The following is a 25,517-nucleotide window of genomic DNA, read 5'->3' on the forward strand; positions in this document are numbered from 1 at the left end:
GATCGTCGGGGATTGTCCCGCGCGCGCCCAAGATCATCGTTAGCGCGAGGCTTACGCCAGAGTTCACCAGCGCTCTCTTACGTGAGCGGCGCCGCATGGGGGACCTGGCGGCCATTTCCGCGATGTCGTCACTCTCTGGCACGTAGCTCAGCGTCAGCGCTTGCATGCCCTCGCCTTAGTGATCCCAATAGTGTGAGGTACGGATCATAGGGTGACGCTGGCCGTGAAGCAGCCGCGCGTGGCCCCCTTCCTTGCCACCACGCTCCCTAGCTTCCATCCCGTCTGCCGTCGACACACACGTCTGGGGAGCGAGCATCTCGAGTACCAACCCCGTACGTAAGGCGTGCACTCGCCCGCACAGGTGGGGAGGCAGCGTAGCGCCGCGACGTAGCCCGGCCAGGTCGTCAACCCGCCGCCCCGGGCTAGAAGGCTGGGACGTCGGCGGGCGAAAGGTCCGGGCGCGCCCGGTGCCAGCGTGCCGGGTGCCGCCACCGCCCGGCATTGTCGCGGGCGACGTCGACGCCGGCCTCCACCACCAGTTCCGGCGTCACGAAGGTGACGTGCAGGCTCTCGCGTGAGCCCCACCCGGCGCTGAACGTCCGGCCCGTCCAGGGGTGGTCGTCTCCGGCCGGGGTGAGGAGCCCGGCGACCGCTCGGCCCGCGGTCCGGGGGAGCGTGGTGCTGCGCCCAAGGTAGCGCAGGCGGCCGTCGGTGTCGTAGCGGCCCAGCAGGAGCGTGCGGGGCGCTGCCGAGGAGCCGGTGAACGCGCCAACGATGGCCTCCTCGGTCTCCCGGGCCTTGTGCTTTCTCCAGCCTCGGACGGACGGCTCGTACCGTCCCTCCAGCCTCTTGTAAACCACACCTTCGAGACCGACCGCCGTCCAGCTGGTCAGCCACTCGCGCACCGTCGCCGGATCGGTGGTGGACGGGCACAGCACCCACGGCGCAGTGAGCTGGCGGTCGGCGAAGAGGGCTTCCAGTGCGGCCCTGCGGCGGCGGTAGGCCCACCGGGTCGTATCGGTGCCGGAGAGCCGGAGCAGGTCGAAGGCCACGAAGTGCGCCGGCCACTGCTCGGCCAGCCGGGTCGCACCGGCGCCGCGGCACTGCAAGCGGCCCTGCAGCCGCTCGAACGCCAGACGGCCCGCGGCGTCCCAGACGACCAGCTCCCCGTCCAGGGCGGTCGCGTCCGGGAGCTGCGCGGCACCGGCGCGCAGCTCGGGGAAGGAGGGTTCGAGGTCGGTGCCCCTGCGGGAGCGCAGGATGAGGCGGTGGGCATCCCAGGACAGCAGTGCACGCCAGCCGTCCCATTTGGGCTCCGCCGCCCAACCCGGGGGCAGGGCCGGGTCGGACACGGGGGCGGCGAGCATCGGCTCCGGCAGCGTCCAAGTCATGAGCCATGCCTTCCACAGCTGTCGACCCGTGTGCTCTGACGCGTGGTGCGGGTGGCCCTGGAGGGTTCACGGGACTGCGCCGCGATCCAGACGAATGCCGACGTGCGGGTGGCGCGGGCCGCCAGGACGCTGCAGGGTTCGTCCGGTGGAACGCCCCTGCCCGCAGAAGCCGGCACGTCCTGCTAACCGCACCTGATGCACGTCACGTTCATGGACACCCGCCGCCGCGAGCGGCCGGTCCGGCACACGGTCCAGCCCGCGACACTGGACGGCCGGGGTGGTGGAGGCGTCCGCCCGCTAGCGCTTCAGCGGGTGCAGGCACAGGCTCGTGACGCCGTCCTTGCTGTACTCCGGATAGGCGATGTAGTCCCGGGACGCGCAGGGGCCGTCCGTCGGGTCGCCGACGCGGTACTGCGCCTGCGAGGAGCCGCAGTCGACCGGCCTGAGGTTCTGCTCGGGCCAGTCCGCGTGGTTGCGGGCGCACGAGCCGGCGGTCAGGACCGGGTGGCCGTCGCCGCCGTCCGGCCCCGCCAACATGCCGACCAGCAGGAGCAGCGGCACGGCGAGCACAACGAGGCCGAGCAGGGCCAGCGGGACGAGGGCCAGGATGCCGGCCGGCCGCCTAAACACCGGCTTGCCCGGGTTCAACGTGGGCCGCCACCCGGGGGTGACCGGCCCGGGAATGCGCCGGATGCCGGACAGGGCACTGAGGTTGGCCAGCAGCACGAAGGGGGTGATGAACACCGACAGCGGGCCCCACCAGCCCATCACCATCGTGTCCGCCTGCATGTCCCGGATGGATGCCAGCGCGCAGGTGCGGCAGCACACCCCCTGGCGCCGCAGGAACCGCATGACCACCACCATGCCCTGGTGGCCCCGGATGGTCGCCGCCGCAGCAGGCGCGGCCCCGCACACCTGGCAGATGGCCGCGGGCGGGTAGGGCCCGGGGGCGTGCGGGTACGGCGCCGGTGTCGGGCCGTACGGTCCCGGTGCCTGCCCGTAGGGCCCCGCAGGTGGCTGGTACGGCCCCGGCGTCTGCGGATGGGCGGGGTACGGGGGCGGCGGCGTGCTCAACTGGAGCCCTTCCAGGCGGACATGTGGGAACGGCACAGCACCCTACTCGGTGAGTTGTCCCGGCATCGCTCCCGCGTGCGCGACGGCCATAGGGGCGTCGACGCCTCTGGTCGGTCAGACCGGGCGCACACCCGGCTGGTGCTGCTGCGCGGAGGTGTTGTGGGCCTGGCGAGCCGTGGCCCGAGGAGATGCGGGCATGGATCGCTGCTGTCGGTGTGGACGGTGCCGTCGCTCGGGACTGCTGCACGGCGGGCATCCCGCGCCGCGGCCTGCGGGCGCTCGCTGAACGAGTGACCCGCGAGGGGTCTCGTAGGGTGGCGGTGGTTCCCCGCCGGCGCGGATGAGGGCAGGAAGGGAACCCAGCACCGGCCAGTGAGGGGGAGGGCCTGAGCGACGTGCGGCTGACAACGTCGCCTGAGACCGTGGGGTCACCCGCGTTTGTAGTCAGCGCACAGAGACCACCGGTACCGCACTGCCACCCTTGTCCTGAGCAGGCTCCCCGACCAGCGAGTGTCCTGCCGAGATGACGGCCGTCACGGCCCGCAGGTCCTCCGGAGCAGCCGCGATAACTCGCACCCGCGCCTGGCTCGGACCCACGTCGCTGATGTCGAACGGGACCACAGGAAGTGCGCTGCGCGCAGCCCGATCGTCCGTGAGTCCGCTGATCCGGAGTACCAGGCTGCGGCAAATCCCTTCCTCAGCGATCTGATCACGCAGGGGGCCGGCATAGGCGAACACGTCAGTCAGCGTCTCCTCCACCGCGTCCACCTGGCTGAATTCGCGGCCAGTGATGGAGATGAGCGCGATGCCCGCGCCGAGTGTTTCCGTCATGGCGAGAGTCTTGCATCCGCCTCCGACAACACGGCAGAAGGCACCTGCACCCCCTTGCCCAGCCGGCGGGGCGAACGTTTTCTCATGCGGCACTGGATACGGCACGTGGCGCCCGTAGGGTGCGGGCAGGACCGATCCCGTCCCGCTCACCGGCCGCCAGGCCAGCCGGCTCGTCATCGTTCTCCGGCAAGGCCGGGACCTGGACGTCGCGGCCGCGGAACTCGGCATCGACCTACGCGCTGTGTGGGCCAGGGCCCGTACCGACACCCGACTGGCGATCGCTCTCGCCGGCCGGGATCCCGACGTACCCGAGGAACGCGGCCACACCCTGCGGGCCGACTACCTCCGCCTCCTGGCCCTCGGCCTCTCCCCGGGCCGGGCGGAGCTGATCCTCGGTATCAGCGGTGCGGGGGCCTGGCGGGGAGGCGATCCGACGTTCGCGGCCGCCTGCGACGCGGTCAGCGCCGCCTCACCCCCGTACGGGACCAGCAGGATCATCCGGCTGACTCCCCAGCGTGTGGCCCGTTTCCTCGGAGAACTGAGCAAGCCGGGCGCCACCGTCATCGCGGCCGCCGCCGCCATCGGCGTGAGCAGCGCAGCGATCTACCAGCGGCGCGGCCGGGACGAGGAGTTCTCCAGGGCCATGGACGACGCGCGGGCATCCGCCCAACAGGCCACTCCCAGCGGGCCACGTTGAATGCTCGCCGGCCATCGCCTGCAGCCGAGGCATACCAGCGGGGCGGCCGTTCCTGTCCTACACGTCCCCAGCCCCTTAAGAGGTCCTAACAAAGGCGTTGGATGTGTCGGTGAGTGATCAGGCAGGTGGCGAGACCGAGGAAGGCCTCGTGGATGTCGTCGCGTCGCTCCCAGCGGATCCGCAGGCGGCGAAACCCGTGCAGCCAGGCGATGGTGCGCTCGACGACCCACCGGAAAACGCCCAGGCCAGAGCCGTGTTCCACGCCTCGTTCGGCGATGACCGGGCGGATGCCGCGCTGCCACAGTAGGCGCCGGTATTTGTCGTGGTCGTAGCCGCGGTCGGCAAGCAGCGCGTCGGGCCGATGTCTGGGGCGGCCGACGACGCCGGCAACCGCCGGGATCTTGTCGAGCAGGGGCAGGAGCTGGGTGACGTCGTTGCGGTTTCCGCCGGTCAGCGACACCGCGAGCGGGATGCCCTGGCCGTCGGTGAGGACGTGGTGCTTGCTGCCCGGCCGTGCGCGGTCGACCGGGCTGGGACCGCTTTTGGGCCCCGTCGAGCGGCCCGGACGTGGGAGGAGTCGATCACCGCCCGGGACCAGTCCAGCTTCCTCGCCGCCCGCAGCTTCTTCAGGAGCACCAGGTGCAGTTCGTCCCACACGCCGGCCTCGTTCCAGGCGGCGAGCCGCCGCCAGCAGGTCATGCCCGAGCCGAAGCCCAGTTCCTGCGGCAGGTACTCCTATTGGATGCCCGTGTGCAGGACGAACAGGATCCCGCACAGCGCCTGCCGGTCAGGCACTCGCGGTCTACCCTCGACCAGTTTCGGACCCGGCACGGGCAGCAACGGCTCGATGAGCGACCACAGTTCGTCCGAGACGATCCAGGGCCGCGACTGACGTTTCCCCACGACCGGACCAACGACCAGCCAAGCCGAAAGGCACCTGATCAACGGCTTCTGTTAGGACCTCTTAGACCGTCACCGGTACCACCGAGACATCGAGGAACCGTCATCCGCCTTGCGTTGAGCACCCTCCGGCCGTCTCGGGGCCGTCGGAGGGTGATCAACGACGACCAACGCTGACAAACGTCGACGGCTCCGCCGCTGGTCAGAAGGTTGACCAAGGACGGAACCGCAGGCCGCAGGCGTGCGCGATCAGAACTTCGGCATGTGAGCGCCCTCCTTACAGGGGGCGTCGTCCGGTGACCGCGCCGCCCGGGTCGTCCAGCAGGGCGATGCGGGCGGTGATGCGTTTGCCGACCGGTTCCCGCTGTGCCTCGAAGCCCTGGCAAACCGCCATGACGATCTCCAGGCCGTGCTGGCCCACCCGGCCGGCGTCCGCGGTCCGAGCGAGGGGCAGCACCGGGTCGGAGTCCCACACCACGACCTCAACCATGTCATCCGCGATCCGCAGGTCCAGCAGCACCGGCCCCGGAGCGTACTTGACGGCGTTGGTGACCAGCTCGCTCACCACCAGCTGGGCCAGGTCCATGGCGCGCTGCGAGACCGGCAGGCCGTGCTCTTCTTGGACACGGGTGAGGAAATCGGCAGCCAGGTGACGCGCCTGGGCGATGACTCTGCCGGTCCCGTCCAGGGCCACTGTGGTCTGTATGGTTTTTTCACCCGGTGTGGTGGCGTCCTCACCCACAGGGACTGATTCCATAGCGTCCGCCCTCGCTACCCCATTCACACCACGCGCGTATACCCGCACCGGGAAAGGTGACGCATACCGCCTCGCGTTGCCTTCGTCTCACCCAGGCATCACCCCGTGCGTTCAGGGCAGCGATATGCGCGGCGGGAAGGCTATGCCAGGATCACCGACATGGCTGAAAGAGAAGTGGCGGAAACCGAACAGGCGATGCAGGCGGGCGAACTGTCGATCGCGGCCTCCGTCACCGCCGGTATCCACGTGCTGACCGCGGCCGGGGAGATCGATCACGAGACCGGTGACATCCTCGCGCAGGCCCTCGACGTCTCTGGGGCGCCCAGACCCTGCGTCGTGCTGGACCTGGAGCAAGTGGCCTTCATGGACTCCACCGGCATCAACATCCTCATCGCCGCCCACAGCACCCTCACCGAGGCCGGCGGCTGGCTCCGCCTGGCTCAACCCCGCCCGGCCGTGCAACGCGTCCTGCAACTCGTCGGCATCGACATCATCATCGACTGCCACGAAACCCTCTCCCAGGCACTCACCGCCTGACCGGTCACAGCTCCAGCTACTCGGTCGGCCCACAGGGCTGCCTGCCGTACTCGTGCGGACAGTGAGTCGTGGATTCGTGCCGCCCAGCAACCGCGTCATCAGGGAGGGCGCCCCTGCTCGCATTCCAGCCGCAGGTGGTAGTGCGTAGCGATCCGTTGGCAGGGACACCCCGTACGGGGCAGGCAGGCGACGGGGGGACGCACCTGCCTGCCCCTTGTACGCGACTGCTCGCTGAAACGGGGGACGAGCGAGCGTCACGGGACCCTGGGGTGGGGTCCACCTCATATAGCGCCAACGAGTTCGGCGGTGTCACAAGGACAGCCAAGATGATGACCTGCGGGACAGGGCGATGCAAGTAGGAGCATGCCCGGTCACGAGGGGAAACCGAGCCTGCTCCTGTGGCGCCCGCGTGTCTCCCCCCGGAGCCTGGGCGCCATGACCCCGCCCCGGGGTCACTTCAATCAGCGCACGGCACGACAGAAGTGTCACGGGGCGAGGGCTGCATATCTAGATGCGCAGGCCGCAGGACTTCGCCAGGATGCGGCCGTGACCGAACCCTTCATCGACGTGAACCGCGGCCCTGAGGGAACGCGGACGACCTTCAGGCCGCGCTAGTCAAGGCCGCGTGCGGCGGCTGACACCAGCGGCTGACCCCAACAAGCACGAACAGCAGCGGTCGGCACCGGACCTCAGTGGACGATCGACCGAGGCGCAGGGGCGTCAAGGTCGTTCGTGCAGTGGCGCGCTCCACCTTGACGCCCCCGCTCCACGGTGTGTGGGTCGACGGCGGACGGGATGGTAGCTGGGGAGAGTGTTGTGTTGATACGGGCGCCGTCCTCGCTGTGAGGCGGCGCCCATCGCCTTGACTCGGTCATTGAAACTCCAGCCCAAAGCCGCTGCACCGACCGGGCGGGCAGGCACCCCTTGAAGGATGGTGTGAGCACCTGAAAGAGTCGTCGCTCTGTTGAACATTCATGAATCGATCGGGAGAGGCGCGTGGGGTCCAAACTTCCCATGGGTTCCGCCGTGCCCGGTGAGACGGAGAGCGCACGCTCCAGAAGGAGTCCCACTGATGCCAGTCAGACTTTCTCTCCCACGTGACGCCGACAGGCCGACGCGGCCGCGGTTGCTGCCGTTGTCCTCGGTGATGGTCATGGTCGTGGCCGTGCTGACGGCCGCCTGTTCGGCGCAGAGCGGTGGCGGGGAGGCCGAAGGGGATTGCGCGATCGTGGCCACGTATGGGGACCGTACCTATACGGAGGTGGCCAACGTCCACTTCCAGGTAGGCGACGCACTCGGCACCGCCGAGTTCCCGCCCTGCAATGACACACCGGGCGCCGACGACGATACGCCAGGGCACGAAACGACGGCCTATGCCGTCGACGGCTTGGATCCACGTATCGCCATCGCGGTGCGGTACACCCCGGACGAGGTCATGCTGCTCGCCATCCAAGCCGGTGGCAGCCTGCCTCCGGAGGTCAAGAATCTGACCAGGCACTAGAGGAGCTGTCCGGGCGGTCACGGTTAGGTGCGCAAGGTCAGGGGCTGCTTGTCGGGGCAGTCCCATAGCCTGCACTCATGACGACCGCGTAGTCCGGATCTTTTGCGAGTGCGGCCCTTGAGGAGTACCTCTCCTTGATCGATGAGCTGCTCGCACAGCCTTTCCCGGAGGCGAACTTCCATGACGACACCGAGTGCGGTGGCCCTGAACACCGTGTGCGCATCCTGCGGGCCAGACAGGACTTCTGGGGTGACGATGACGGCCAGGCGGCGCGCGAGGCTGACGCAGGCCTGCGGGCCTACTTGGAAGCGCCGGTGATGAGCTGCTTGGAAAGGTCCCCGGTCTTCGGGAACGGCAGCCCCTCGCTCCGGGCGGTCTCCCGAGCCCTGAGAGCATCGTTGTAGACCACCCGCGCACACCCGAACGCCTTCGCCAACGCCATGCGCTGACCGGCACTCGGGTACAAGCGGAAGCGGTACCGAAGCTGCACGCGGGCCATGCTACGTACTGGCGCGCAACGCCCATGGTCCGGCTCGTACTTCGCCGGGTCGGTCGGCGGTGCGGCCGCTCAGCATCGTGAAGCAGTACATCGAGCAGCAGAACCGGCCGCTCTGACGCTGGATGAGGTGACCAGTTGCGGATCCGTGCCCATAGCTGAGGTCAGAGCAGGCTAAAGATTCGCTTCACCACCGGGCTGAAGCCCGGTGCACTGCGAATAGACCCGGTAGAGCGAGCAGTGATCGCGCAGCATTTCGCCGAGCGCTGCCGCCTGGCCCACGGTGGGCCGCATGAGGAACTTGTACGCACGGATCACTCGGCCCACCCCCCTTCCCGAGTCGCCTCGCGTAATCCTACTAGCCTTGGTGTATGTCACCGCGCTGGGAACCAAACCCCGACATCCGCACCGGCCGCCACGTCACCTTCAACCTCCACGCACACTTGGTGTTTGTCACCAAGTACCGCAAAGACGTCTTCGATGACGACATGCTGAAGCGATGCGAGGAGATCATGCGGGAGGTGTGCGGCAGCTTCGAGACCGAACTACGGGAGTTCAACGGGGAGGCCGATCACGTCCACCTGCTCGTGCACTACCCGCCGAAGATCGCCCTGTCGAAGCTGATCAACAGCTTGAAGGGAGTCAGCTCCCGCTATCTGCGCGCCGAGTACACCGGCCGCATCAACCGCATCGGGTTGGGCTCCGTGTTCTGGTCCCGCTCCTACTTCGCCGGATCGTGCGGCGGCGCACCACTCAGCGTCGTCCGTCAGTACATCGAGGGCCAGAAGCGGCCCACCTGACCGTCACCGAAGATGGGCAGCGAACTCCAGCGCTGCGCGCCTCCGATCGAGGATGCGTTTCCCTCCCCGGCTGAAGCCGGGGATACCCACGCAAGATCAGGGATGGAAGGCGTGCCCCTGCCCGGACGTGGCGCCCTGGGCGTACCTGGGAGTGTTCGACTGGACGCAAGGGCGCGGCTTGCAGGTGGGAACGCCAGGGCCCGCGCCTGGGCACCCGAAAGAGGGTGGGCCAAGGCACGGGCCCGTGTGTCGGCGGGCGGGTGTCAGTCGGTCCGCATCGGCACGTCGATGTAGGTACGGCTCACCCAGCCCCACTGGTGTTTGTGCGCGCCGTAGTAGGGCTTGAGGTAGCCCCAGTTGCCTTTGTAGCAGGCCCAGTAGACGCCCTGGCCCTTGGGGAGCAGTCCGAGGCTGGTGTAGCTGGTGCCGGGGCCGGTGCGGAAGTTGACGGTGGCGGTGACCCGGGTGTCGAGCTTGACCTGGTGGGTGCACGCCTTGGAGCCCGTCGCCGCGCTCGCCGGCGCGGCCGCGGCGAGCGACAGTCCGAGAACCGAGGAGGCGGCGACGGCAGTGGCAACCGTCGTGGTCCGGACACGGTGCGCGGGTGCGGTGCGACGGAGGACGGACGGAAACGGCACGGTGATCTCCCCTTGCTCGGTGGTAGTGAAGGGAGCCTCCATGCGGGCAGCGGCCCACGACGGGTGCGGCGCCCGGGTGTGCCAGGGCCCGGCATGGCGACCGGGGGCGGCGTTCCGCATAGTGGGACCGCTCCCCCGCGATGTGCCCCGCCTGTGGTCACCTGGACACGGCGAAGCCGTCACGGACCCAGCCCCATGTGCCGGATGCCAGACCGCTCTTGGAGCGGTGGCTGAGCTTGGCGTAGATCCAGGCCTGGGGGTGGGCGGCGGTGCCCTTGCGCACGCCGCAGTGGGCGACGTACGTGTCGCCCTTGTAGAGCAGCCCCTTGGAGGCGTAGCCGGTGCCCGGGCCGGTGCGGAAGTTGACGCCGTTGACGGTCACCGTCGAGGTCTCGCGGGTGACGTTGTAGTGGCACGCCGATGAGCCGACGGCCGAGGCGGTGGGCGCGGCGACCGCTGCCGCACCGGCGAGGAGGGTGACGGCGGTCGCGAGGGTGGCAAGTCGCCGACCGGCTGTCGACGGGGTGCGCGTACGGGGCATCGCGATTTCTCCTTGTTCAGCGAGGTGCCGGCGTCCGTAGCCTGGAGCGGTGTATCCATGCGGGTCCGGCGCTGGCAGGTCGGCTGCATCCTGCGCGCCGCGATCGGCTGCCGCCCGGCCCAAGGCGCCTCGCTCCCGCGTGCCGGCTTCGTGACGTGCCCTGCCCTCCCCGGAGGCGGGATCGGACGTGCGGAAGTGGCGTAACGAGTCAACGTCGCGCGTTGCCGTTCGGCGGCAGAAGAGGGGGATGACCCGTGCTGGCCGATGGGTGGCGGCCTGGGTACTGGCGGGCTCTCGCATTCAACTGTCGCGAGTTCGCCGAAGGGTCCAACCGGCTGGAGACACTGTGTGACCTCCAGCGGCGTTCCGCTCGAGGGCCCGTTGTCCTCCCTCCGTCATCGGCCACGGCCACGGACCTCGACTCCGCTGATAGATTCTTGCGGTGAGCGAGCAACTACCCAGCGGCGGCATCGAATTGTCACCCGATGAGATCGAAGCCCTCCACGCCAGGTGGTCTTCCTGCTGGACCCCGAGTGAGCTCGCGCAGCGGCTGGCCGGGATCAGCACGCCCTGGTATGTGGCCGCGGGCTGGGCGCTGGACTTGTTTCGCGGCACGCAGACGCGCGCTCATGGAGATATCGAGATCGCGATTCCGGCCGCGAGCTTTCCTGAGGTCCGCCACCGCTTCCCCGGATACGTCTTCGACGCCGTAGGCGGCGGCCGGATCTGGGAGGAGGCCCCACCGGAGGTGCTGGTCGCCGTGCACCAGACATGGCTCCGCGATCCGGCCACCGGAAACTACCTGCTCGATGTGTTCCGCGAACCGCACGACGGCGACACCTGGATCTGCCGACGCGATGAGAGGATCCGGCTTCCGTACAGCGACATCGTGCATCACACCCATGACGGCATCCCGTATCTGGCGCCCGAACTGGTCCTGCTGTTCAAGGCCAAGCATGTCCGCCGAAAGGATCAAACAGACTTTGAGTCGACCGTCCCGCACATGACCTCGGCTCAGCGCGAGACTCTGGCCGATCTGCTCGCCCGCGTACATCCGGGACACCCCTGGATCGCGGGCCTGTAGTCGACGGCCGGCAACCACGGCATTTCCGCTTCCCCGGCCGCCCGGCAGGCAGGAAGGGCCCGCCTCGTGGCTTCGTGGTGGTGCCAGGCAGTCGATGGGAGGGAGGATCCTCCGGTGAGCCAGCGCCTGCCCGAGTTGCCGAAGCCTGAGTTCGTCCTGATCACCGTTGAGGCGCCGCCCGAGGTGCCCTCCCGGATCGCTGCTGATCTCCAGGAGGTCGGCATCCCCGGCGGGTTGATCGGGTACGAGTACCGGCCCCTGAGCGAGCCGGTCTATTACGGGGAGATCGGTGAACGGGGGCTGGTCGCCATCGCGGCGAGCTGTCTGTCCGGACGCCTCGGCATCGACGTGGCCAGCAATCGCGTGGTGCACATTCCCGACATCGAGTCACCGATGACCTACCACGTGAACCGCGACCTCGACTCCTTCAACCGATGCGTCGCGGCCGTGATCGCACGCCACCCGTTCTACACAGAGGACGGCGAGGATGAGTGCGAGGAAGTGGCGCAGGAGCTGCGCGCACTCCTCTGCAACATCGACGGCACCGCTCTCGCGTTCGACGGATTCTGGGACAGCTTCTGCGAGGACGTGGCGATCGGAGACTATGCGGACTGGGATGCATGATCCGAGGACCGACTGGTCGCGAGGGTGCCCCAACCCCCCGCGCGAATGGGACGTGCTCAGCGCACCGTCACCGTTGCACTCCGGGGGTGATGACCCCGGCCGCCCGGGCTTGGGCGTGGGCCTGGTCGGCCTGCGTCTGGTCGTGTCCGCCGGTGCGCCCGCGGGCGGGGGTGGGTGGGGTGGCGGGGCGCGCCATGGCCCGCTGCAGGCGGGTACTGATGTCCTCCGCGTCCAGGACCGCGCCGGGGCCGTCGATCTCTTCCAGGGCGGCGCGCGCCCGGGTCAGCAGCTCGGCGTCGGTGCCGGGTGCTGTGGTGTCGGCTCCTGGGGTGGTGGGCCGGTCGGCGTGAGTCGGATGGCGGTGCTGGTAGCTGATCTGTCCGTCCAGGGCCTGGCGGGCGCGCTCGGGGGTGCCGAAGGCGTCGATGACGCGGCGCTGGGTCTGGGCCGCTGCCACGGGAGCGAGGTCGGTGGGCAGAGCGGCGGAGGACTGGGCGGGGTAGGCGAGGCGTCCGAGCGCGTCGTGCAGGTGGTGGAGCTGGCCTTCCCGGGCGGCGAGGTAGGCGGTCGTGGCGTGCAGGAGTTCGGGGGCGGCGACGTAGGGGCTGCTGTCGTCGGCAGTGGTCGCCGCGCGCTGGGTTTCGAGGGCGGTGACGGCGTCCTGCGCGGTGGGCGAGTTTCGGCGCCAGGCGGCGGCCGGGCCGCTGGTCTGCAAGGGCCGGGCCGGGACCGGGAAGGCGTCCAGGAGGTGCTGTGCCTCCGCCTCCCGCCCGGAGTGGGCGGCGGCGGTGTAGGCGCGCACGACGTCACGGGCCTGGGACAGCTGCGTGACACGCTCCTCATCCAGCGCGGGCGCGGGCGCGTCCGCGCTGTCGATCGAGCGGTCGCGGTCGCGCTGGTAGTCGGTGATGTCGGGTTCGAGGACGGCCCGCAGGCGCTGGGCGTTAACGTCGCGCAGGGCGATCTGGTCGAGGAGCCAGCCGGCGCTCTCCTTGAGAGCCGGTACGTCAGCGGACAGGGCCTCCAGCGCCTTCCAGTCCTCGGCGAGGTTGCTGCAGGGCCGGTCGGTGTCCTGAAGCCGGTCCAGGATGTCCGCCACCTGCCGGGTGGTGGTGACGATCAGGTCCTCGGTGGCCGCGTCGACACCGCCGGTGTCGTCGACCTCGCCGGCGCGCGCCAGGCTCCGTGACAGCACCGCCGGGGGCGGGGAGGGAGAGTAGTCCCGCATGTGGCAGGCCCAGGCGGCGGCCGCTGCGACCCAGCCCAGCTCCCGTCCCTGCGCCGATTCCGCGCTGCGCCGGTACAGCCAGCTGCTGAGCCAGTCGGTGACCCAGCTGCTCCGCCAGCCGGTGATCTGCGCGCGGTCGGTGGGCGGATCGCGCAGCAGGCTCGCGGCCAGCTCCCCGGGGGTGTACTCGTGCCGCATGCCGCGGTAGTCGGTGCCGATGATCGCCAACTGTCGGCGTCCGTCGTCCAGGAGCAGCCATCGGCGCAGCGCCTCTTCCGTCCCGCGGCCGACCTCCTGCACCGCCACCTCGTCGGGCCTTGCATCGGGGCGGGTGACGCCGGTGAGGCCCACGCCGGGTGCCTGCGCTGCCGGCCAGTTGACCGGGTCATTCGCCGCGGTCACCTGAACCAGGGCGTACGCGTCCGGACCGGCTTCGGCCAGCCAGGTACTCAGGTCGTCGGGAAGAGAGGAGGAGGTGGTGGTGGTGTACTCGCTCATCGCGGGACCTTCTGCTCGGCACTGGGACGCCGCGCAGCCTTGAAGGGACCGCGGCTGACGCCAGCATGCCCGCGCCCCAGCGGCCGGACGGCCGGGCCGGTGGCCCCGTTCCGTCACGCGGAAACAGGCGGAGAAGCATCACAGAAGACGTCCCGCACGGCGGAACGCGGGCTCACGAAGTCGGCTTGCTCGAGGGGTTGTGCACGGCAAGGTGGCCTCTGTGCCCGACGGGCGGCCTGGCCAGGGGCCCTCACGCCCGGCTGCCCACGTTCCAGCTCCCTTTTAGCTGGGGGTACGCGGCGGCAGGAGCCTCATCGGTCGGTCCAGGCATGGTGACGCCGCTGGGCGTGGCGGCCGGGGACATCGCTCACGGCGTCGTAGCAGCGAGGGCCGCACGCGAGTCCCTGGCTGGCATGCATCCTGCCCAGTTCCAGGAACTCGTTCGGGGTGATGGTGGTCGAGCCGCAGTTGTGGCAGTGCTGGACGTCCTGCCCGGGGCAGGGCAGGTCCACGGCCGGGGTCAGGGTCGACGGTGCTGGCCGGTGGTGCGCGTCGCGGGCCTCACGCCAGTCGGATCGGGCCGCGGGGGCGGAGAGGAAGGCGGTGGTGGTCTCACCGGCGTCGGCGTCCGCGCCGTAGGCCCACCGCCCGTCGCTGACCGCCCACAGCGAGTGCGTCGAGCCGTCCGCCAGGTGGAAGCCGTGCCGGGCCAGCCGTACCCAGGCGCCGTTGCCCTGGGGACCGAACGGACGGCGGTGAACGTCCTTCCACTCTGCAAGGGGTTCGATGGTGTGCTGGCGTGCCCTGGGTAGCGCTTCGGCAACGTCTTCGGGGACCGTCTCGGTGCCCTGGGCCAGCAACTCCAGCGCCTCGCGGCCCGCCTCGGTGACCGCAACCGCATCCTGGGCGATCGCCTCCTGCACGGTGCGGACGCGGTCGCCGTCGGCGCGTAGCTCGTAGGCGCGCGCCGCGCCGATTTCGGCGTCTGCGAGGTGTGCGGGCTCGGAGGCCGTCCAGCAGCGGGCCGGAGTCGGCCGTCGCGGCGAAGGAGTGCCCGGCCAGGTTCGCCCACGACCTGTCGAGATGCCACCCGGCCTCGGCCCACTCCTGGGGTGAGCGGCCGGTCAGGGCGGCGGCGTCGGCTCCGTCGCAGACCGCGAGGATGCGCAGCATCCGGTACAGGCGGTGCGGGGTGAACTCGGTGCCGGCCAGCTCGGTGGCCGTGGCCTCGTTAGCGCTGATGACCGCGTAGGCGGCCGCCGCGCGGCCGTAGGCCTGCGTCGCGGGCCCCCCGCCCGGACGGAGCCCGGGAGCCGGGCCTTTCCCGGCGAGCCTTCAGCCTTGACCACTCGGCGGCGTGGGCGCCCGGATGACGGCCTGGAGGAGTGCGTGTCCAACCTCGCTTAAGGACTGTAAAGGCAGGCACTGACAATCCGCGGCGCTCTTCGAAGGCGGGTCCGGAAGGGGCGGCAGAAGCCGCGGGGACGCCGCGAGAGCAGACGCTGGCGCAACATGCCATGTCCCGCGAATCCCCGTACGCGGGCGCATGGTGCTGAGTACGTTGGAGTTGTCGTCCCGGTGGTCTCCCCCCGTGCCACCGGGACGCTCTGCTCGCACCCCTTCCGGCCCACGCAGTGGCGCCAACAGCCCGGTGAGCAACCGAGGGCGCACCTGGGGGTGTCGTCGGCCATCCGGCGCGGGCAGGCCGCGCTCACGTATCGATGTACGTGCCAATGATGATCCGATTCCGTACGGTTTCAGTCCCCGGCTCTTGACAGGACGACCGGGACTTGGCGGTCCCGCGCTCCGGTCGCACGCCGCGCGGGACCGCCATCCAGGGTCGCAGCGAGGGGCCGTAGGCTGGCCGTGCCGATGCGCCAGGTACAACGCCTGGCCCTGTGGGGCCCGGCAAGCTGAGGCTGGCTGGGCCCCACCCCACTTTTTGGGCCAGGGTTCGTCGCGGGCGTCGCCCTACAGCCTGTCGGCCGAAGCCCCAGCCGCTGCCTGTCCCCCGAGGCCGGCCGTCCGCTGGTCTGCCTGCTGACAAGTCAGGCAGCTTCACGCAGGGTGCCACCACGCCGCTGCTTCGGCCTCCCCGCGTTCCTCATCAGCGATTCACCGATCGAGCTGGGCGAGGCGCGAGAGTAGGTAGCACTACCTGCTGGATCTTGACTTCCTGCCCCGCCTAGAGGCCAAGGCCATGAAGTTACGGGTGGGTCGTGGTCGCAAGTGCGGGCTGATCTGGATGGACTCCGGACGCGAGAAGCGGAGCCTGATGGGGATCTTTGAATCTGGCTCTGGCCGCGATTTCGTGAAGGATCTTGGAGTCACTCGGCCCGGTGTGGTCCGTCCGGAGCTGCCTGGTTGGATGACTGCATGACGGATTGGTCGACACTCACGGACGCGTGTGGTTCCGCGGAACACGTGCCCGGTCTCTTGGACCGGTTCGAGGCCGATCCGAGCGGTGTGTGGTCTGAGCTAATGGACCACCTGTGTCCGCAGCTGGACACCGCCTTCACCGCCAGCTTCGCAGCGATTCCGCGCTTGGCTGAGATCGCGACGGCGGGCAGCCCGGAGACTGTGGGCTGGGTGCTGCTGGCAGCGGGAGCAATCGCTGCATGTTCGCCTGGGCTGGCCGAGCCCGACAGCCCTCTGACGGTCTTCTCGGCTCCGATTGCGGTTCTGCACGACCTCACTGATCGGCGCTTGAGTCAGACGGTCGAGTCCGAGGAATACGTGAACCTGCTGCAAGCCCTGCTCTCCTTCGAGGGCCTTGAGATCTGGGACCGCTGCCTGGACGGCCTGCGGAGCGGGGAGTACGAGGTCGACTGCCCGTACTGCGGCGTAAACGTGTTCGTCGTAGTCGGACAGGACGACTCCTTCTGCTGCACCGACGACTACGCGTTGCGAGAAGTGCAGAAGTCACCCCTCAAGCCGGCCCGAACCCAGCAGCTGGACGGGCTGCCGCGGAGGTTGTTCACGCGGGCAATGGCAGACGGGCAGGAGGGCTTGGCTCATGGCCTCCGCTACCTGTTCGGGCGAGCCGCCTGTCTGGACTGCCAGACCGACTTCGCGGTGGCCGAGCAGGTGGTGGCCGGTTGGACTCCGTGACCGACCCGGGGCTATGCGCGGGCGAGGATTCGGGTCCGTAGGAGTCGGAAACCGGCCCGTCCATATATGGCTCTCTTGATCGTTTTGATCCGGTTTACGTGCCCTTCGACCACCCCGGAGCTCCACGGCAGGGTCAGCCCGGCGGTAACGGCGTCGAGGTCCTGGCGGAGGAAGCTGGCGAAGCCCTGCATCGGCTTCGGTGCGTCCTGTTCAGCCTGGCGGATCCACTCCAGCAGCAGGAATCCGCGCCGGTGACGCACCAGATCTGCGAAGGCCCGGGCGAGGTCGCAGGCCCGGGTGATGTCCGGGCAGGCGAGCCGGACCTGAAGGAGGCGCTCGTCCTGGCTTTCGGTGAGAGTCTCCCGCGGCCGCATGATCCACGAGGTGATCTTGCGAGGGCTCGGGATGTCGGCCCGGATCGGTTCGGCGGTGCCCGCGCGGAGGGCGGCGAGGTGCTTGCGCACGACCTGGCGGCTGCCGCGGAAGCCGCGAGCCTGGATCTCCAGGAACAGCCGGGTGCCACTGACCTGACCTTGCGCCTCGGTGAAGCGAGCGTTGAGGTATGCCTTGAAGGGCTCCAGGACGCCGTTGGGGCGGCGGTCGCGGGCGGAGGCCAGCAGCTCGTCGAGGTCGGTGTCGCGAAAGCGTCGCACGGTCTTGCGGTCGAGGTTCAGCCGGCGGGCGATGGCGCTGATCGTCCAGCGTTTCTCCAGCAGGCGGTGGATGTCCTCTTGACATCCTCGCCCACCTAAAGGAGGGCGATTCCCGTCTGCCGCACCGTTGTCGGGTGCGGCTCCGGGCGGGTTCCCGCTTCGCCGCGCTGTGCGGGGACGGGTCCCCGTCTTACCTGCGCTCCACGGGCTGACACGGCCAGTCCGGCCGCCGTGGCGACGTTGACCGCCGCGTTGATGTCCCTGTCCAGGACGGCCCCGCATGCCCTGCACGTCCACACGCGCACGTGCAGGGGCTTGGGGCCGTCCTTGACGCCGCACCGCGAGCACACCTGAGAGGTCGGCTGGAACCGGCCGATGCGCACGAAGGTGCGCCCGTACCGGCTGGCCTTGTACTCCAGCATGGTCACGAACGCCGACCATCCGGCGTCGTGCACGGACTTGGCCAGACGTGTGCGGGCGAGCCCTTTCACCGTCAGGTCCTCCACGGCGACCGCTTGGTTCTCGACGATCAGCTTGGTGGAGAGCTGGTGGTGGAACTCGCGGCGCGCGTCCGCGACCCGCGCGTGTGCCCGGGCGACGCGGATCCTGGCCTTGTTGCGGTTCTTCGACCCCTTCTCCTTGCGTGAGAGGGCCCTCTGTGCCTTCTTCAAGCGCCTCTCGGCCCGGCGCAGGAAGCGTGGGCTGTCGATCTTCGTTCCGTCAGAGAGGACCGCGAAGTGCCCGAGCCCGAGGTCGATGCCCAGCTCGGGCGTCGTCTCCGGCAGGATTTCCTCCGGGCCGGTCTGGACGACGAAGCTCGCGAAGTACCGGCCGGCCGAGTCCTTGACCACCGTCACCGTGGACGGCGTCGAGGGCAGCGTCCGCGACCACTTCACCTTGAGATCGCCGATCTTCGGCAGACGCAGCTTCCCGCCCGCCGTGATCGACCAGCGGGCGTTCGCGGTGAACCGGACGGCCTGCCGGGTGTCCTTGCGGGACTTGTACCGGGGCGCGCCCACGCGCGGGCGCTTGCCCTTCAAACCGTTGAAGAAGTTCCGGTACGCCGCATCCAGGTCCCTCAGGGACTGCTGCAGGACGACCGCCGACACCTCGCCCAGCCACGCCCGCCCGGGCGTCCGCTTGGCGCCGGTGATGAGCTGCTTCGACAGATCCCCGGTCTTCGGGAACGGCAGCCCCTCGCTACGGGCGGCCTCCCGAGCCCTGAGAGCGTCGTTGTAGACCACCCGCGCACACCCGAACGCCCTCGCCAACGCCGTGCGCTGACCGGCACTGGGGTACAAGCGGAAGCTGTACCGAAGCTGCACGCGGCCCATGATATTCCCGCCGAAGGACGCCGTGTCCAGGCTGGTGAACTCCTTCAAGGGCGTGTCTCCCGCAGGCTCCGCCAGGCGTTCCCCGATCTCGTCCGCCACTACTGGCGGGCGCAACGCCCCTTGGTCTGGCCCGTACTTCGCCGGGTCGGTCGGCGGCGCGCCGCTCAGCATCCTGAAGCAGTACATCGACCAGCAGAACCGGCCGCTCTGACCTGAGCTGAGGTGAACAGCGCGCATCCGTGCCCATAGCTGAGGTCAGAGCAGGCTAAAGATTCGCTTCACCACCGGGCTGAAGCCCGGTGCACTGCGAATAGACCCGGTAGCGGTGGCGGGTGCGTTCGATGATCTGGGTGCGGGGCAGTTCCGCGGGCGGTAACAGCATCGGGGTCGCCTCCGGCACCTCGTCCGTCGTCTCCTCCTCGGCACGTTTGCGCAGGCAGTCGCGGTGCTGGTGGCAGGTCTTCTCCACCGCGGCGGACAGGTTCTGCAGCAGGTGCCAACGATCCGCGACTTGGAGGGCATTGGGCGCGGCTTCCTTGACCGCCTTGGTGTAGGCAGTGGCCCGGTCCCGGCAGATGATCTCGACTCCGGGATGCTCGGTGAGCCAGGTCGCGAACGTCTCGGAGGTGCGGTCGGGCAGTACGTCCACGACCCGGCCGGCCTCTACGTCGACGAGTGCGGTGCCGTAGGTGCAGCCCTTGCGGAAGGCAAACTCGTCCACCCCCAGCACCCGCGGAGCACGGTCCGGCATCGCCGGCGCCGTCAGCAGCCTGAGCAGCCGGGTTCGGCCCGCGGTCAGCCGCAGGCGGCGGCACAGCCGTGCGGCGGGACGGCCGCCGAGCTCGATCGCGATCGACCGCAGCCAGCCCGCAAGCCCGGTGCTGGAACGACGGTAGCGCGTGGACAGACCCGGCACCTGCTCGACGAACGTCGTACGGGAACAGCTCTTCCGGTCGCAGAAGTAGCGGCGCACCCGCAGCCGGACGATAACGCGACGTGAGCCTAACGGCCGCTCATCCAGGGTGCGTTGATACGTGCTGTGCACGCGGCGGGCCTGCTTGCGACAGTTCGGGCACCGGCCTGGACGGGCCGTCGACACCGCCTCCACCACCAGGATGCCGGAGGAGTCACTCACCCCTTACACCCGCACATCGATCCCGGGAAACAGCACATCCTCAACCGCCTTGCTCGCCACGGCAGGAAGTACGCTGCCGAAACGATCCCGCGTTCCTACTGCTGACCTGGGGATTCACGGAACTGCGGCCAGAGCCTTGAATCTCCTCACCCTGTGCTGAGGATGGCACCGGAGTTGCTCGCCTTGATTCCTCAGGCGTGCTGATCTGCGCGTGGATACCGAACTTGAGGGCCGGCTCTTGGTCGGGTGGCTGGGTGGACACGAGGGCTGGGACGGGGCGGCCCGGGGCTGGGGTGGGTCTCTCTCGTGGGCGGGAACAGGTGGCGTGGGAGCGGGTTCAGGGTTCGATGGCGAGGTGTTCGATGAGGTCGTCTCGCAGCATGAACTGATAGCGGCGATCGATGGTGCCGCCGGGGAAGTTGCCTTCGAGGTGGTGGGTGGCGATGTAGTGGGCCGTGTCGGTCTGCTGCGTGCCCGTGAGGTGGATGCTGTAGGTGAATTTGGTGGCGGATCGGTCCAGCCACCGCTCGATCGCGGCGGTGCCCTGGTAGGTATTGCCGTCGTCGATCACTGTCGCGTCCTCGGTGAACGTCGCGACCGCGGTGGCGGTTTCGTGGGCGCGGTGCGCTGTGAGGTAGCAGGTGATCACCTCGGGCAGGTCGTCCGGGGTGATGGTCCGGGGCTGGTTGTCGTGCATGATGCTCCTGATGGTGGTGGCGGGTTCAGACGGTGGGGGTGGTGCCACCGTCGATGACGTGTTCGGCGCCGACGATGGCCGAGGCGCGGTCGGAGACGAGGAAGGCGACGAGCTCGGCGACCTCGTCGGGCCGGTTGGGGCGGCCTAGCGGGATGCCTCCCAGGGAGTCCATGAGCCGACCCAGTGCCGCTTCCTGGGTGATGTCGGCGTCGTGGGCGATCCGGGCGACGAGGTTGTCGGCTGCCGTGGTCTGGACGAAGCCGGGTGAGACGGTGTTGACGCGGACGCCGTGGGGGGCAACCTGGTTGGCCAGTCCTTTGCTGTAGGTGGTCAGGGCGGCCTTGGCGGCGGCGTAGGCCAGGGTGCCGTTCCACAGCGGCATGCGGCGCTGGATCGAGGTGACGTGCACGACCGCGCCCTTGCCCACGGCGATCATGCGTGGGAGGAGTGCGCGGTCCAGGCGGACGGCGGCCAGCAGGTTCGTGTTCAGCTCCTTTGCCCAGTCGTCCTCGCCGAGCGCGGCGAATCCTCCTGCCGGTGCCTCGGAGCCGCCGAGGGTGTTGACCAGGATGTCGACGCCTCCCACGCGGGCGTCCACCTCGGCGGCCACGTGGGCGGCGCCCTGGGCGGTGGACAGGTCGGCGGCGATGAACGACTTCTCCTCGACGTCGTCAGGGCGGCTACGGGCGGTGACCAGCACAGTCGCACCGGCCTCGGCGAGCCGTCGGGCGATCGCGGCTCCGGTGCCCTTGGTACCGCCGGTGACCAGAGCGCGCCGGCCTTCGAGGGATTCGCTGATGGATGTGGTCACGGTGTATTCCGTTTCCGGGTGCGGACGCACCGGGCGCCGCTCCCGTCTCGACTGCTAAAATAGAAGCTATTAACTTCGACTTTAGCAGTGACTGAGGAGATGGTCGCCTTGGCAAGCCGGATCAGGCTGGAGGACCGGGAATGCCCGCTGTCCACGACGGTGGAACACGTCGGCGAGTGGTGGACACTGCTGATCCTCCACGACGCCTTCGACGGCTACACGCGCTTCGACCAGTTCCAGGAGAGCCTCGGCATCTCCTCCAGCATGCTCACCACCCGGCTGAAGACCCTGGTCACCGACGGTCTACTGGAGCGCCGGCCCTACCAAACCAGCCCCGTCCGCCACGAGTACGTACTCACCGAACTCGGACGCTCCCTGCGTCCGGTGATCGTCGCCCTGGCCGCGTGGGGCAATGCCCGCCTCACGGCGGCGGAGCGCAGCATGATCCTCGTCGACGCGCACAGCGGCGAGGAAGTCGAGCCCGTCGTCGTCGACGCCAAAACCGGCCGCCGACTCGACGACAGCACCGCCTACGTCTTCACCGCGGGCCCCGCAGCCAGCGACGCGATGCGCACCCGCTACGCGGCACGGTCGGCCATGCCCGCGGAAGAGGCGTAAGCCTGCCCGGAAGAACCTCGTACAGCCTTGAGCAGGGCCAAGTTTGTGTCATCGGAGTTTGATCATCGCAGGTCAGCGACTTAGCCTCAGGTGGCATGGACATGGACAGGTTGACGTGACGCTATTGACATCCTCGCCCACCTAAAGGAGGGCGATTCCCGTCTGCCGCACCGTTGTCGGGTGCGGCTCCGGGCGGGTTCCCGCTTCGCCGCGCTGTGCGGGGACGGGTCCCCGTCTTACCTGCGCTCCACGGGCTGGACCAGTCCGGCCGCCTTGGCGACGTTGACCGCCGCGTTGATGTCCCTGTCCAGGACGGCCCCGCATGCCCTGCACGTCCACACGCGCACGTGGAGGGGCTTGGGCCGTCCTTGACGCCGCACCGCGAGCACACCTGGGAGGTCGGCTGGAACCGGCCGATGCGCACGAAGGTGCGCCCGTACCGGGCGGCCTTGTACTCCAGCATGGTCACGAACGCCGACCATCCGGCGTCGTGCACGGACTTGGCCAGACGTGTGCGGGCGAGCCCTTTCACCGCCAGGTCCTCCACCGCGACCGCTTGGTTCTCGCGGATCAGCTTGGTGGAGAGCCCGTGGTGGAACTCGCGGCGCGCGTCCGCGACCCGCGCGTGTGCCCGGGCGACACGGACCCTGGCCTTGTCCCTGTTCTGGCTGCCTTTCTCCTTGCGGGACAGGGCCCGCTGCGCCTTCTTCAAGCGTTTCTCGGCCCGGCGCAGGAAGCGTGGGCTGTCGACCTTCCGGCCGTCCGAGAGGACCGCGAAGTGCCCGAGTCCGAGGTCGATGCCCAGTTCGGGCGTCGCCTTTGGCAGGATCTCCTCCGGGCCGGTCTCGACGACGAAGCTCGCGAAGTACCGGCCCGCCGAGTCCTTGACCACGCTCACCGTGGACGGCATCGAGGGCAGCGTCCGCGACCACTTCACCTTGAGGTCGCCGATCTTCGGCAGGCGCAACTTCCCGCCCGCCGTGATCGACCAGCGGGCGTTCGCGGTGAACCGGACGGCCTGCCGGGCGTCCTTGCGGGACTTGTACCGGGGCGCGCCCATACGCGGACGCTTGCCCTTCAGCGCGTCGAAGAAGTTCTTGTACGCCGCATCCAGGTCCCTCAGGGACTGCTGGAGTACGACCGCCGACACCTCGCCGAGCCACGCCCGCTCGGGCCGCTTCTTGGCCTCGGTGATCAGCGCCTTGGACAGGTCCCCGGTCTTCGGGAACGGCAGCCCCTCGCTGCGGGCGGTCTCCCGAGCCCTGAGGGCGTCGTTGTAGACCACCCGCGCACACCCGAACGCCCTTGCCAACGCCGTGCGCTGAGCGGTGTTCGGGTACAAGCGGAAGCTGTACCGAAGCTGCACGCGGCCCATGATATTCCCGCCGAAGATCGCCGTGACCAGGCTGGTGAACTCCCTCAAGGGCGTGCCCTCCCGCAGGCTCCGCCAGGCGTTCCCCGATCTCGGCCCTCACTACCAGCGGGCGCAACGCCCCTCAATCCGGCCCGTACTTCGCCGGGTCGGTCGGCGGCACGCCGCTCAGCTTCCTGAAGCAGTACATCGACCAGCAGAACCGGCCGCTCTGACCTGAGCTGAGGTGAACAGCGCGCATCCGTGCCCGTAGCTGAGGTCAGAGCAGGCTAAAGATTCGCTTCACCACCGGGCTGAAGCCCGGTGCACTGCGAATAGACCCGGTAGCCGATGGTGAAGCGCGACCGCTCGTGCGCCGGCTTTTCGAGCTCGTCGACCAGGGCCACGGCGTAGTCCTGGATAGATACCCGGCTGTTGCCTTGCACGTCCTTGATGAGGCTGTCGCCGCCCAGCCGGAACACCCCGGTGCGTACTCCCGGCTCGATCTCCATGGGCGGGCTGAAATACGTCCAGTTGATGTCGGACGCTCGAAACGCTTCGAGGGCCTTGACATGCGATTCGGCGATCGGAACGAGCTCCTGCGGCCAGTGGCCGGAGTCGAGGACCGTGACGCCGGGTGAGAACTCGAGCGAGCCGCATCCACCCACCACGATCAGCCGGGGGACGCCGGTCCTGCGCACCGCGGTGATCAAGCGCTCCGTGGCGTGGGGCAGCTGATCGGTGTCGTCGCGCGGGGGCGCGTAGGCGCTCACGACGGCATCCGCCCCGGTGATGGTTGCCGCGATCCGGTCCGCACTGCTCAGGTCGTCGCGGACGCGCTCGACATTCTCGGGAAGCTTGTCGGGGTTGCGCACGACCGCTGTGACCTGGTGTCCGCGGCTGAGGAGTTCGTCGAGGACGGAACGTCCGATCTGGCCGGACGCGCCGTAGAGGATGACGTGCACGGTGGGGCTCCTTAAGGGATGGGTGTTTTGTCTCTGCGACTGCTACAGCACACAACGCGAGGGGCGTGCTGGACACGCGGTCACAGACTGAGGAGCACACGGCCGAAGGGCCCGCCCTCGATGAGGTGGCGCTGCGCCTCGCCGGCCTGCTCGAGAGGGAAGACGCGGTCGACGAGGGGCGTGATCTCCTTACGGGCGACCAGGTTCAGGAGCTTGGCGTTGGCTGTGTTCACCTGCTCCTGGGTGAACAGGGCGAACAGGAAGCCGTGCACATGGGCCGCCTTCCAGATCAGGTCCGTGACGTTGATCTCGGCCTGCATGCCGGCGGAGTAGCCGATGCTGATGAGGGTGCCCCCCTGGGCGAGCGCGCCCAGGGCCTGCACGGTGATCGGCCCGGCCACACCGTCGAGGACGACGTCGACACCCTTGCGGTCGGTGAGCCGGGCGACTCCGTCGCGCAGCGATTCGCGGCTGAGGTCGATGACCTCGTATCCGGCCGTCCGGCTCTGCTCTGCCTTGGCCGTGGAGGTGGCGGTGGTGATCGCGAGCGATGCGCCCAGATGCCGGGCGACCTCGACGCCGCCCTGGCCCACCGCGCCGCCGCTCCCGGGGGCGAGTACGGTGCCGCCCGGCTGGAATCCGGCCAGCTCGGTGAGTGCGAGGTACGCGGTCAGTTGACATCCTCGCCCGCCTAAAGGAGGGCGAGGATGTCAACAGGCCGATTTGTCGATCCCGCCCGGCTTGCGGGTCGGTGGCTATCCGAGCTGGGCGTCGACGGGCCCCATGGCCATTGGCTGCGAATCCTGCGCGACCCCGATGCGGCTGCTGCTGACCGCCGGCAGTGATGAGATGGACGCCGCCTCGCACAGCTGGGTGCCGCTGGAGGACCGCGACCCGCCCCTGCGGGGGAGGGTCTCAATCCGGGGCGGCCCGGCCGTTGCTCACCCGACCCGGCTCCGCTTCGGCCGGGACCGGGACCTGCACGTCTTCACCTGTCCGGCCGATCCCGGCCACCCACCCCAAAGGGTGCTCTCCTGATGGCGCCCAACCAGATCGTTCGGGGCATGGGCAGACCTCTGCAGCAGACCGGAACCACCTCACGTGCGTACGGACCGACCGGAACACCCGCACACGGGCATCGGTCACGGGGATAAAGGAGGCGAGCGGAAGCCTCATCTGCTGAATCGCAGCACGTCAACCGGACCCAGGTCCGTGCGCCCAGCTGGTACCCGGCACGTATGCGGA

The 25,517-nt window shown here is 69.2% G+C and carries 25 protein-coding genes and 4 pseudogenes; 10 read left to right on the forward strand and 19 right to left on the reverse strand.

Annotated features, from left to right (window positions below):
* Positions 1–422 precede the first annotated feature (422 nt).
* The 3 genes from ACFQ9Z_RS38300 to ACFQ9Z_RS38310 form a co-directional block, all read right to left on the reverse strand.
* Positions 423–1,391, reverse strand: a complete 969-nt coding sequence (locus ACFQ9Z_RS38300; protein WP_383031334.1) for an ATP-dependent DNA ligase — start codon at positions 1,389–1,391, stop codon at positions 423–425.
* 297 nt (positions 1,392–1,688) lie between these two features.
* Positions 1,689–2,243: a hypothetical protein gene (locus ACFQ9Z_RS38305; RefSeq protein WP_383031339.1), complete on the reverse strand. Its 555-nt coding sequence runs from the start codon at positions 2,241–2,243 to the stop codon at positions 1,689–1,691.
* 666 nt (positions 2,244–2,909) lie between these two features.
* On the reverse strand, positions 2,910–3,296 hold the full coding sequence (locus tag ACFQ9Z_RS38310; protein ID WP_383031341.1) for a hypothetical protein: 387 nt from the start codon (positions 3,294–3,296) through the stop codon (positions 2,910–2,912).
* A gap of 241 nt (positions 3,297–3,537) precedes the next feature.
* Between ACFQ9Z_RS38310 and ACFQ9Z_RS38315 the strand changes: the two genes are divergently transcribed.
* Complete coding sequence (locus ACFQ9Z_RS38315) at positions 3,538–3,993, forward strand: hypothetical protein (RefSeq protein ID WP_383031346.1); 456 nt, start codon at positions 3,538–3,540, stop codon at positions 3,991–3,993.
* 85 nt (positions 3,994–4,078) lie between these two features.
* Here the strand turns inward: ACFQ9Z_RS38315 and ACFQ9Z_RS38320 are convergent.
* Both ACFQ9Z_RS38320 and ACFQ9Z_RS38325 read right to left on the reverse strand, forming a co-directional pair.
* Positions 4,079–4,896 (reverse strand): annotated as a pseudogene (locus ACFQ9Z_RS38320) (IS5 family transposase).
* Positions 4,897–5,170: 274 nt separating this feature from the next.
* Positions 5,171–5,650 carry an ATP-binding protein gene (locus tag ACFQ9Z_RS38325; protein WP_383031348.1) on the reverse strand — a complete coding sequence of 160 codons (480 nt, stop codon included), beginning with the start codon at positions 5,648–5,650 and terminating at the stop codon, positions 5,171–5,173.
* A gap of 159 nt (positions 5,651–5,809) precedes the next feature.
* On the opposite strand from ACFQ9Z_RS38325, the gene ACFQ9Z_RS38330 reads away from it, so the two are divergent.
* Positions 5,810–6,187, forward strand: coding sequence for an STAS domain-containing protein (locus ACFQ9Z_RS38330; protein WP_383031351.1), 378 nt, complete (start codon positions 5,810–5,812; stop codon positions 6,185–6,187).
* A gap of 1,159 nt (positions 6,188–7,346) precedes the next feature.
* Positions 7,347–7,688 carry a DUF6281 family protein gene (locus tag ACFQ9Z_RS38335; protein ID WP_383031353.1) on the forward strand — a complete coding sequence of 114 codons (342 nt, stop codon included), beginning with the start codon at positions 7,347–7,349 and terminating at the stop codon, positions 7,686–7,688.
* A gap of 301 nt (positions 7,689–7,989) precedes the next feature.
* On the opposite strand, the pseudogene ACFQ9Z_RS38340 reads toward ACFQ9Z_RS38335, so the two are convergent.
* Positions 7,990–8,178 (reverse strand): annotated as a pseudogene (locus ACFQ9Z_RS38340) (helix-turn-helix domain-containing protein); the annotation flags it as partial.
* A 234-nt stretch (positions 8,179–8,412) separates the two neighbouring features.
* Positions 8,413–8,502, reverse strand: a pseudogene (locus tag ACFQ9Z_RS38345) (RNA-guided endonuclease TnpB family protein); the annotation flags it as partial.
* Positions 8,503–8,555: 53 nt separating this feature from the next.
* On the opposite strand from ACFQ9Z_RS38345, the gene tnpA reads away from it, so the two are divergent.
* Positions 8,556–8,984, forward strand: a complete 429-nt coding sequence (gene tnpA / locus ACFQ9Z_RS38350; RefSeq protein ID WP_383031357.1) for an IS200/IS605 family transposase — start codon at positions 8,556–8,558, stop codon at positions 8,982–8,984.
* A gap of 263 nt (positions 8,985–9,247) precedes the next feature.
* On the opposite strand, the gene ACFQ9Z_RS38355 is transcribed toward tnpA, so the two are convergent.
* Both ACFQ9Z_RS38355 and ACFQ9Z_RS38360 read right to left on the reverse strand, forming a co-directional pair.
* Positions 9,248–9,622 carry an SH3 domain-containing protein gene (locus ACFQ9Z_RS38355; RefSeq protein ID WP_383031360.1) on the reverse strand — a complete coding sequence of 125 codons (375 nt, stop codon included), beginning with the start codon at positions 9,620–9,622 and terminating at the stop codon, positions 9,248–9,250.
* 157 nt (positions 9,623–9,779) lie between these two features.
* On the reverse strand, positions 9,780–10,163 hold the full coding sequence (locus ACFQ9Z_RS38360) for a hypothetical protein (protein ID WP_383031363.1): 384 nt from the start codon (positions 10,161–10,163) through the stop codon (positions 9,780–9,782).
* 442 nt (positions 10,164–10,605) lie between these two features.
* Between ACFQ9Z_RS38360 and ACFQ9Z_RS38365 the strand changes: the two genes are divergently transcribed.
* The gene (locus tag ACFQ9Z_RS38365) at positions 10,606–11,247 is read left to right on the forward strand and encodes a nucleotidyltransferase domain-containing protein (RefSeq protein WP_383031367.1); all 642 of its coding nucleotides are present in this window, start codon (positions 10,606–10,608) and stop codon (positions 11,245–11,247) included.
* Positions 11,248–11,361: 114 nt separating this feature from the next.
* Complete coding sequence (locus ACFQ9Z_RS38370) at positions 11,362–11,871, forward strand: SUKH-4 family immunity protein (protein ID WP_383031371.1); 510 nt, start codon at positions 11,362–11,364, stop codon at positions 11,869–11,871.
* Between the two features lie 67 nt (positions 11,872–11,938).
* Here the strand turns inward: ACFQ9Z_RS38370 and ACFQ9Z_RS38375 are convergent, their stop codons facing one another.
* Both ACFQ9Z_RS38375 and ACFQ9Z_RS38380 read right to left on the reverse strand, forming a co-directional pair.
* Positions 11,939–13,597 carry a hypothetical protein gene (locus tag ACFQ9Z_RS38375; RefSeq protein ID WP_383031374.1) on the reverse strand — a complete coding sequence of 553 codons (1,659 nt, stop codon included), beginning with the start codon at positions 13,595–13,597 and terminating at the stop codon, positions 11,939–11,941.
* A 311-nt stretch (positions 13,598–13,908) separates the two neighbouring features.
* On the reverse strand, positions 13,909–14,520 hold the full coding sequence (locus tag ACFQ9Z_RS38380; RefSeq protein WP_383031378.1) for a hypothetical protein: 612 nt from the start codon (positions 14,518–14,520) through the stop codon (positions 13,909–13,911).
* Between the two features lie 1,453 nt (positions 14,521–15,973).
* Here ACFQ9Z_RS38380 and ACFQ9Z_RS38385 point away from each other — a divergent pair.
* Complete coding sequence (locus ACFQ9Z_RS38385; RefSeq protein ID WP_383031383.1) at positions 15,974–16,708, forward strand: hypothetical protein; 735 nt, start codon at positions 15,974–15,976, stop codon at positions 16,706–16,708.
* Between the two features lie 11 nt (positions 16,709–16,719).
* Here the strand turns inward: ACFQ9Z_RS38385 and ACFQ9Z_RS38390 are convergent, their stop codons facing one another.
* Both ACFQ9Z_RS38390 and ACFQ9Z_RS38395 read right to left on the reverse strand, forming a co-directional pair.
* Positions 16,720–17,361 carry a transposase gene (locus ACFQ9Z_RS38390; RefSeq protein ID WP_383031386.1) on the reverse strand — a complete coding sequence of 214 codons (642 nt, stop codon included), beginning with the start codon at positions 17,359–17,361 and terminating at the stop codon, positions 16,720–16,722.
* A 95-nt stretch (positions 17,362–17,456) separates the two neighbouring features.
* Entirely contained in the window at positions 17,457–18,686 is a 1,230-nt protein-coding gene (locus tag ACFQ9Z_RS38395; protein WP_383031390.1) for an RNA-guided endonuclease InsQ/TnpB family protein, read from the reverse strand.
* A 7-nt stretch (positions 18,687–18,693) separates the two neighbouring features.
* On the opposite strand from ACFQ9Z_RS38395, the gene ACFQ9Z_RS38400 reads away from it, so the two are divergent.
* Positions 18,694–18,906: a transposase gene (locus ACFQ9Z_RS38400; RefSeq protein ID WP_383031393.1), complete on the forward strand. Its 213-nt coding sequence runs from the start codon at positions 18,694–18,696 to the stop codon at positions 18,904–18,906.
* A 54-nt stretch (positions 18,907–18,960) separates the two neighbouring features.
* Here the strand turns inward: ACFQ9Z_RS38400 and ACFQ9Z_RS38405 are convergent, their stop codons facing one another.
* From ACFQ9Z_RS38405 to ACFQ9Z_RS38415, 3 genes are all read right to left on the reverse strand, one after another.
* The gene (locus tag ACFQ9Z_RS38405; RefSeq protein ID WP_383031397.1) at positions 18,961–19,794 is read right to left on the reverse strand and encodes an ISL3 family transposase; all 834 of its coding nucleotides are present in this window, start codon (positions 19,792–19,794) and stop codon (positions 18,961–18,963) included.
* Between the two features lie 373 nt (positions 19,795–20,167).
* Positions 20,168–20,527, reverse strand: coding sequence for a nuclear transport factor 2 family protein (locus ACFQ9Z_RS38410; protein ID WP_383031399.1), 360 nt, complete (start codon positions 20,525–20,527; stop codon positions 20,168–20,170).
* Positions 20,528–20,552: 25 nt separating this feature from the next.
* Complete coding sequence (locus ACFQ9Z_RS38415) at positions 20,553–21,338, reverse strand: SDR family oxidoreductase (RefSeq protein ID WP_383031402.1); 786 nt, start codon at positions 21,336–21,338, stop codon at positions 20,553–20,555.
* A 99-nt stretch (positions 21,339–21,437) separates the two neighbouring features.
* On the opposite strand from ACFQ9Z_RS38415, the gene ACFQ9Z_RS38420 reads away from it, so the two are divergent.
* Positions 21,438–21,956: a winged helix-turn-helix transcriptional regulator gene (locus ACFQ9Z_RS38420; protein WP_383031449.1), complete on the forward strand. Its 519-nt coding sequence runs from the start codon at positions 21,438–21,440 to the stop codon at positions 21,954–21,956.
* 141 nt (positions 21,957–22,097) lie between these two features.
* Here ACFQ9Z_RS38420 and ACFQ9Z_RS38425 read toward each other — a convergent pair.
* From ACFQ9Z_RS38425 to ACFQ9Z_RS38435, 3 genes and pseudogenes are all read right to left on the reverse strand, one after another.
* Positions 22,098–23,322: pseudogene (locus tag ACFQ9Z_RS38425) on the reverse strand (RNA-guided endonuclease InsQ/TnpB family protein).
* Positions 23,323–23,597: 275 nt separating this feature from the next.
* Positions 23,598–24,272: an NAD(P)-dependent oxidoreductase gene (locus tag ACFQ9Z_RS38430; RefSeq protein ID WP_383031405.1), complete on the reverse strand. Its 675-nt coding sequence runs from the start codon at positions 24,270–24,272 to the stop codon at positions 23,598–23,600.
* A gap of 80 nt (positions 24,273–24,352) precedes the next feature.
* Positions 24,353–24,865, reverse strand: a complete 513-nt coding sequence (locus ACFQ9Z_RS38435) for a zinc-binding alcohol dehydrogenase family protein (protein WP_383031409.1) — start codon at positions 24,863–24,865, stop codon at positions 24,353–24,355.
* A 190-nt stretch (positions 24,866–25,055) separates the two neighbouring features.
* On the opposite strand from ACFQ9Z_RS38435, the gene ACFQ9Z_RS38440 reads away from it, so the two are divergent.
* A complete protein-coding gene (locus ACFQ9Z_RS38440) occupies positions 25,056–25,310 on the forward strand; it encodes a hypothetical protein (RefSeq protein WP_383031412.1) in 255 nt (84 codons plus the stop codon).
* Positions 25,311–25,517: the final 207 nt, after the last annotated feature.

The organism is Streptomyces sp. NPDC056580, from assembly GCF_042793175.1.
Classification (GTDB): Bacteria; Actinomycetota; Actinomycetes; order Streptomycetales; family Streptomycetaceae; genus Streptomyces.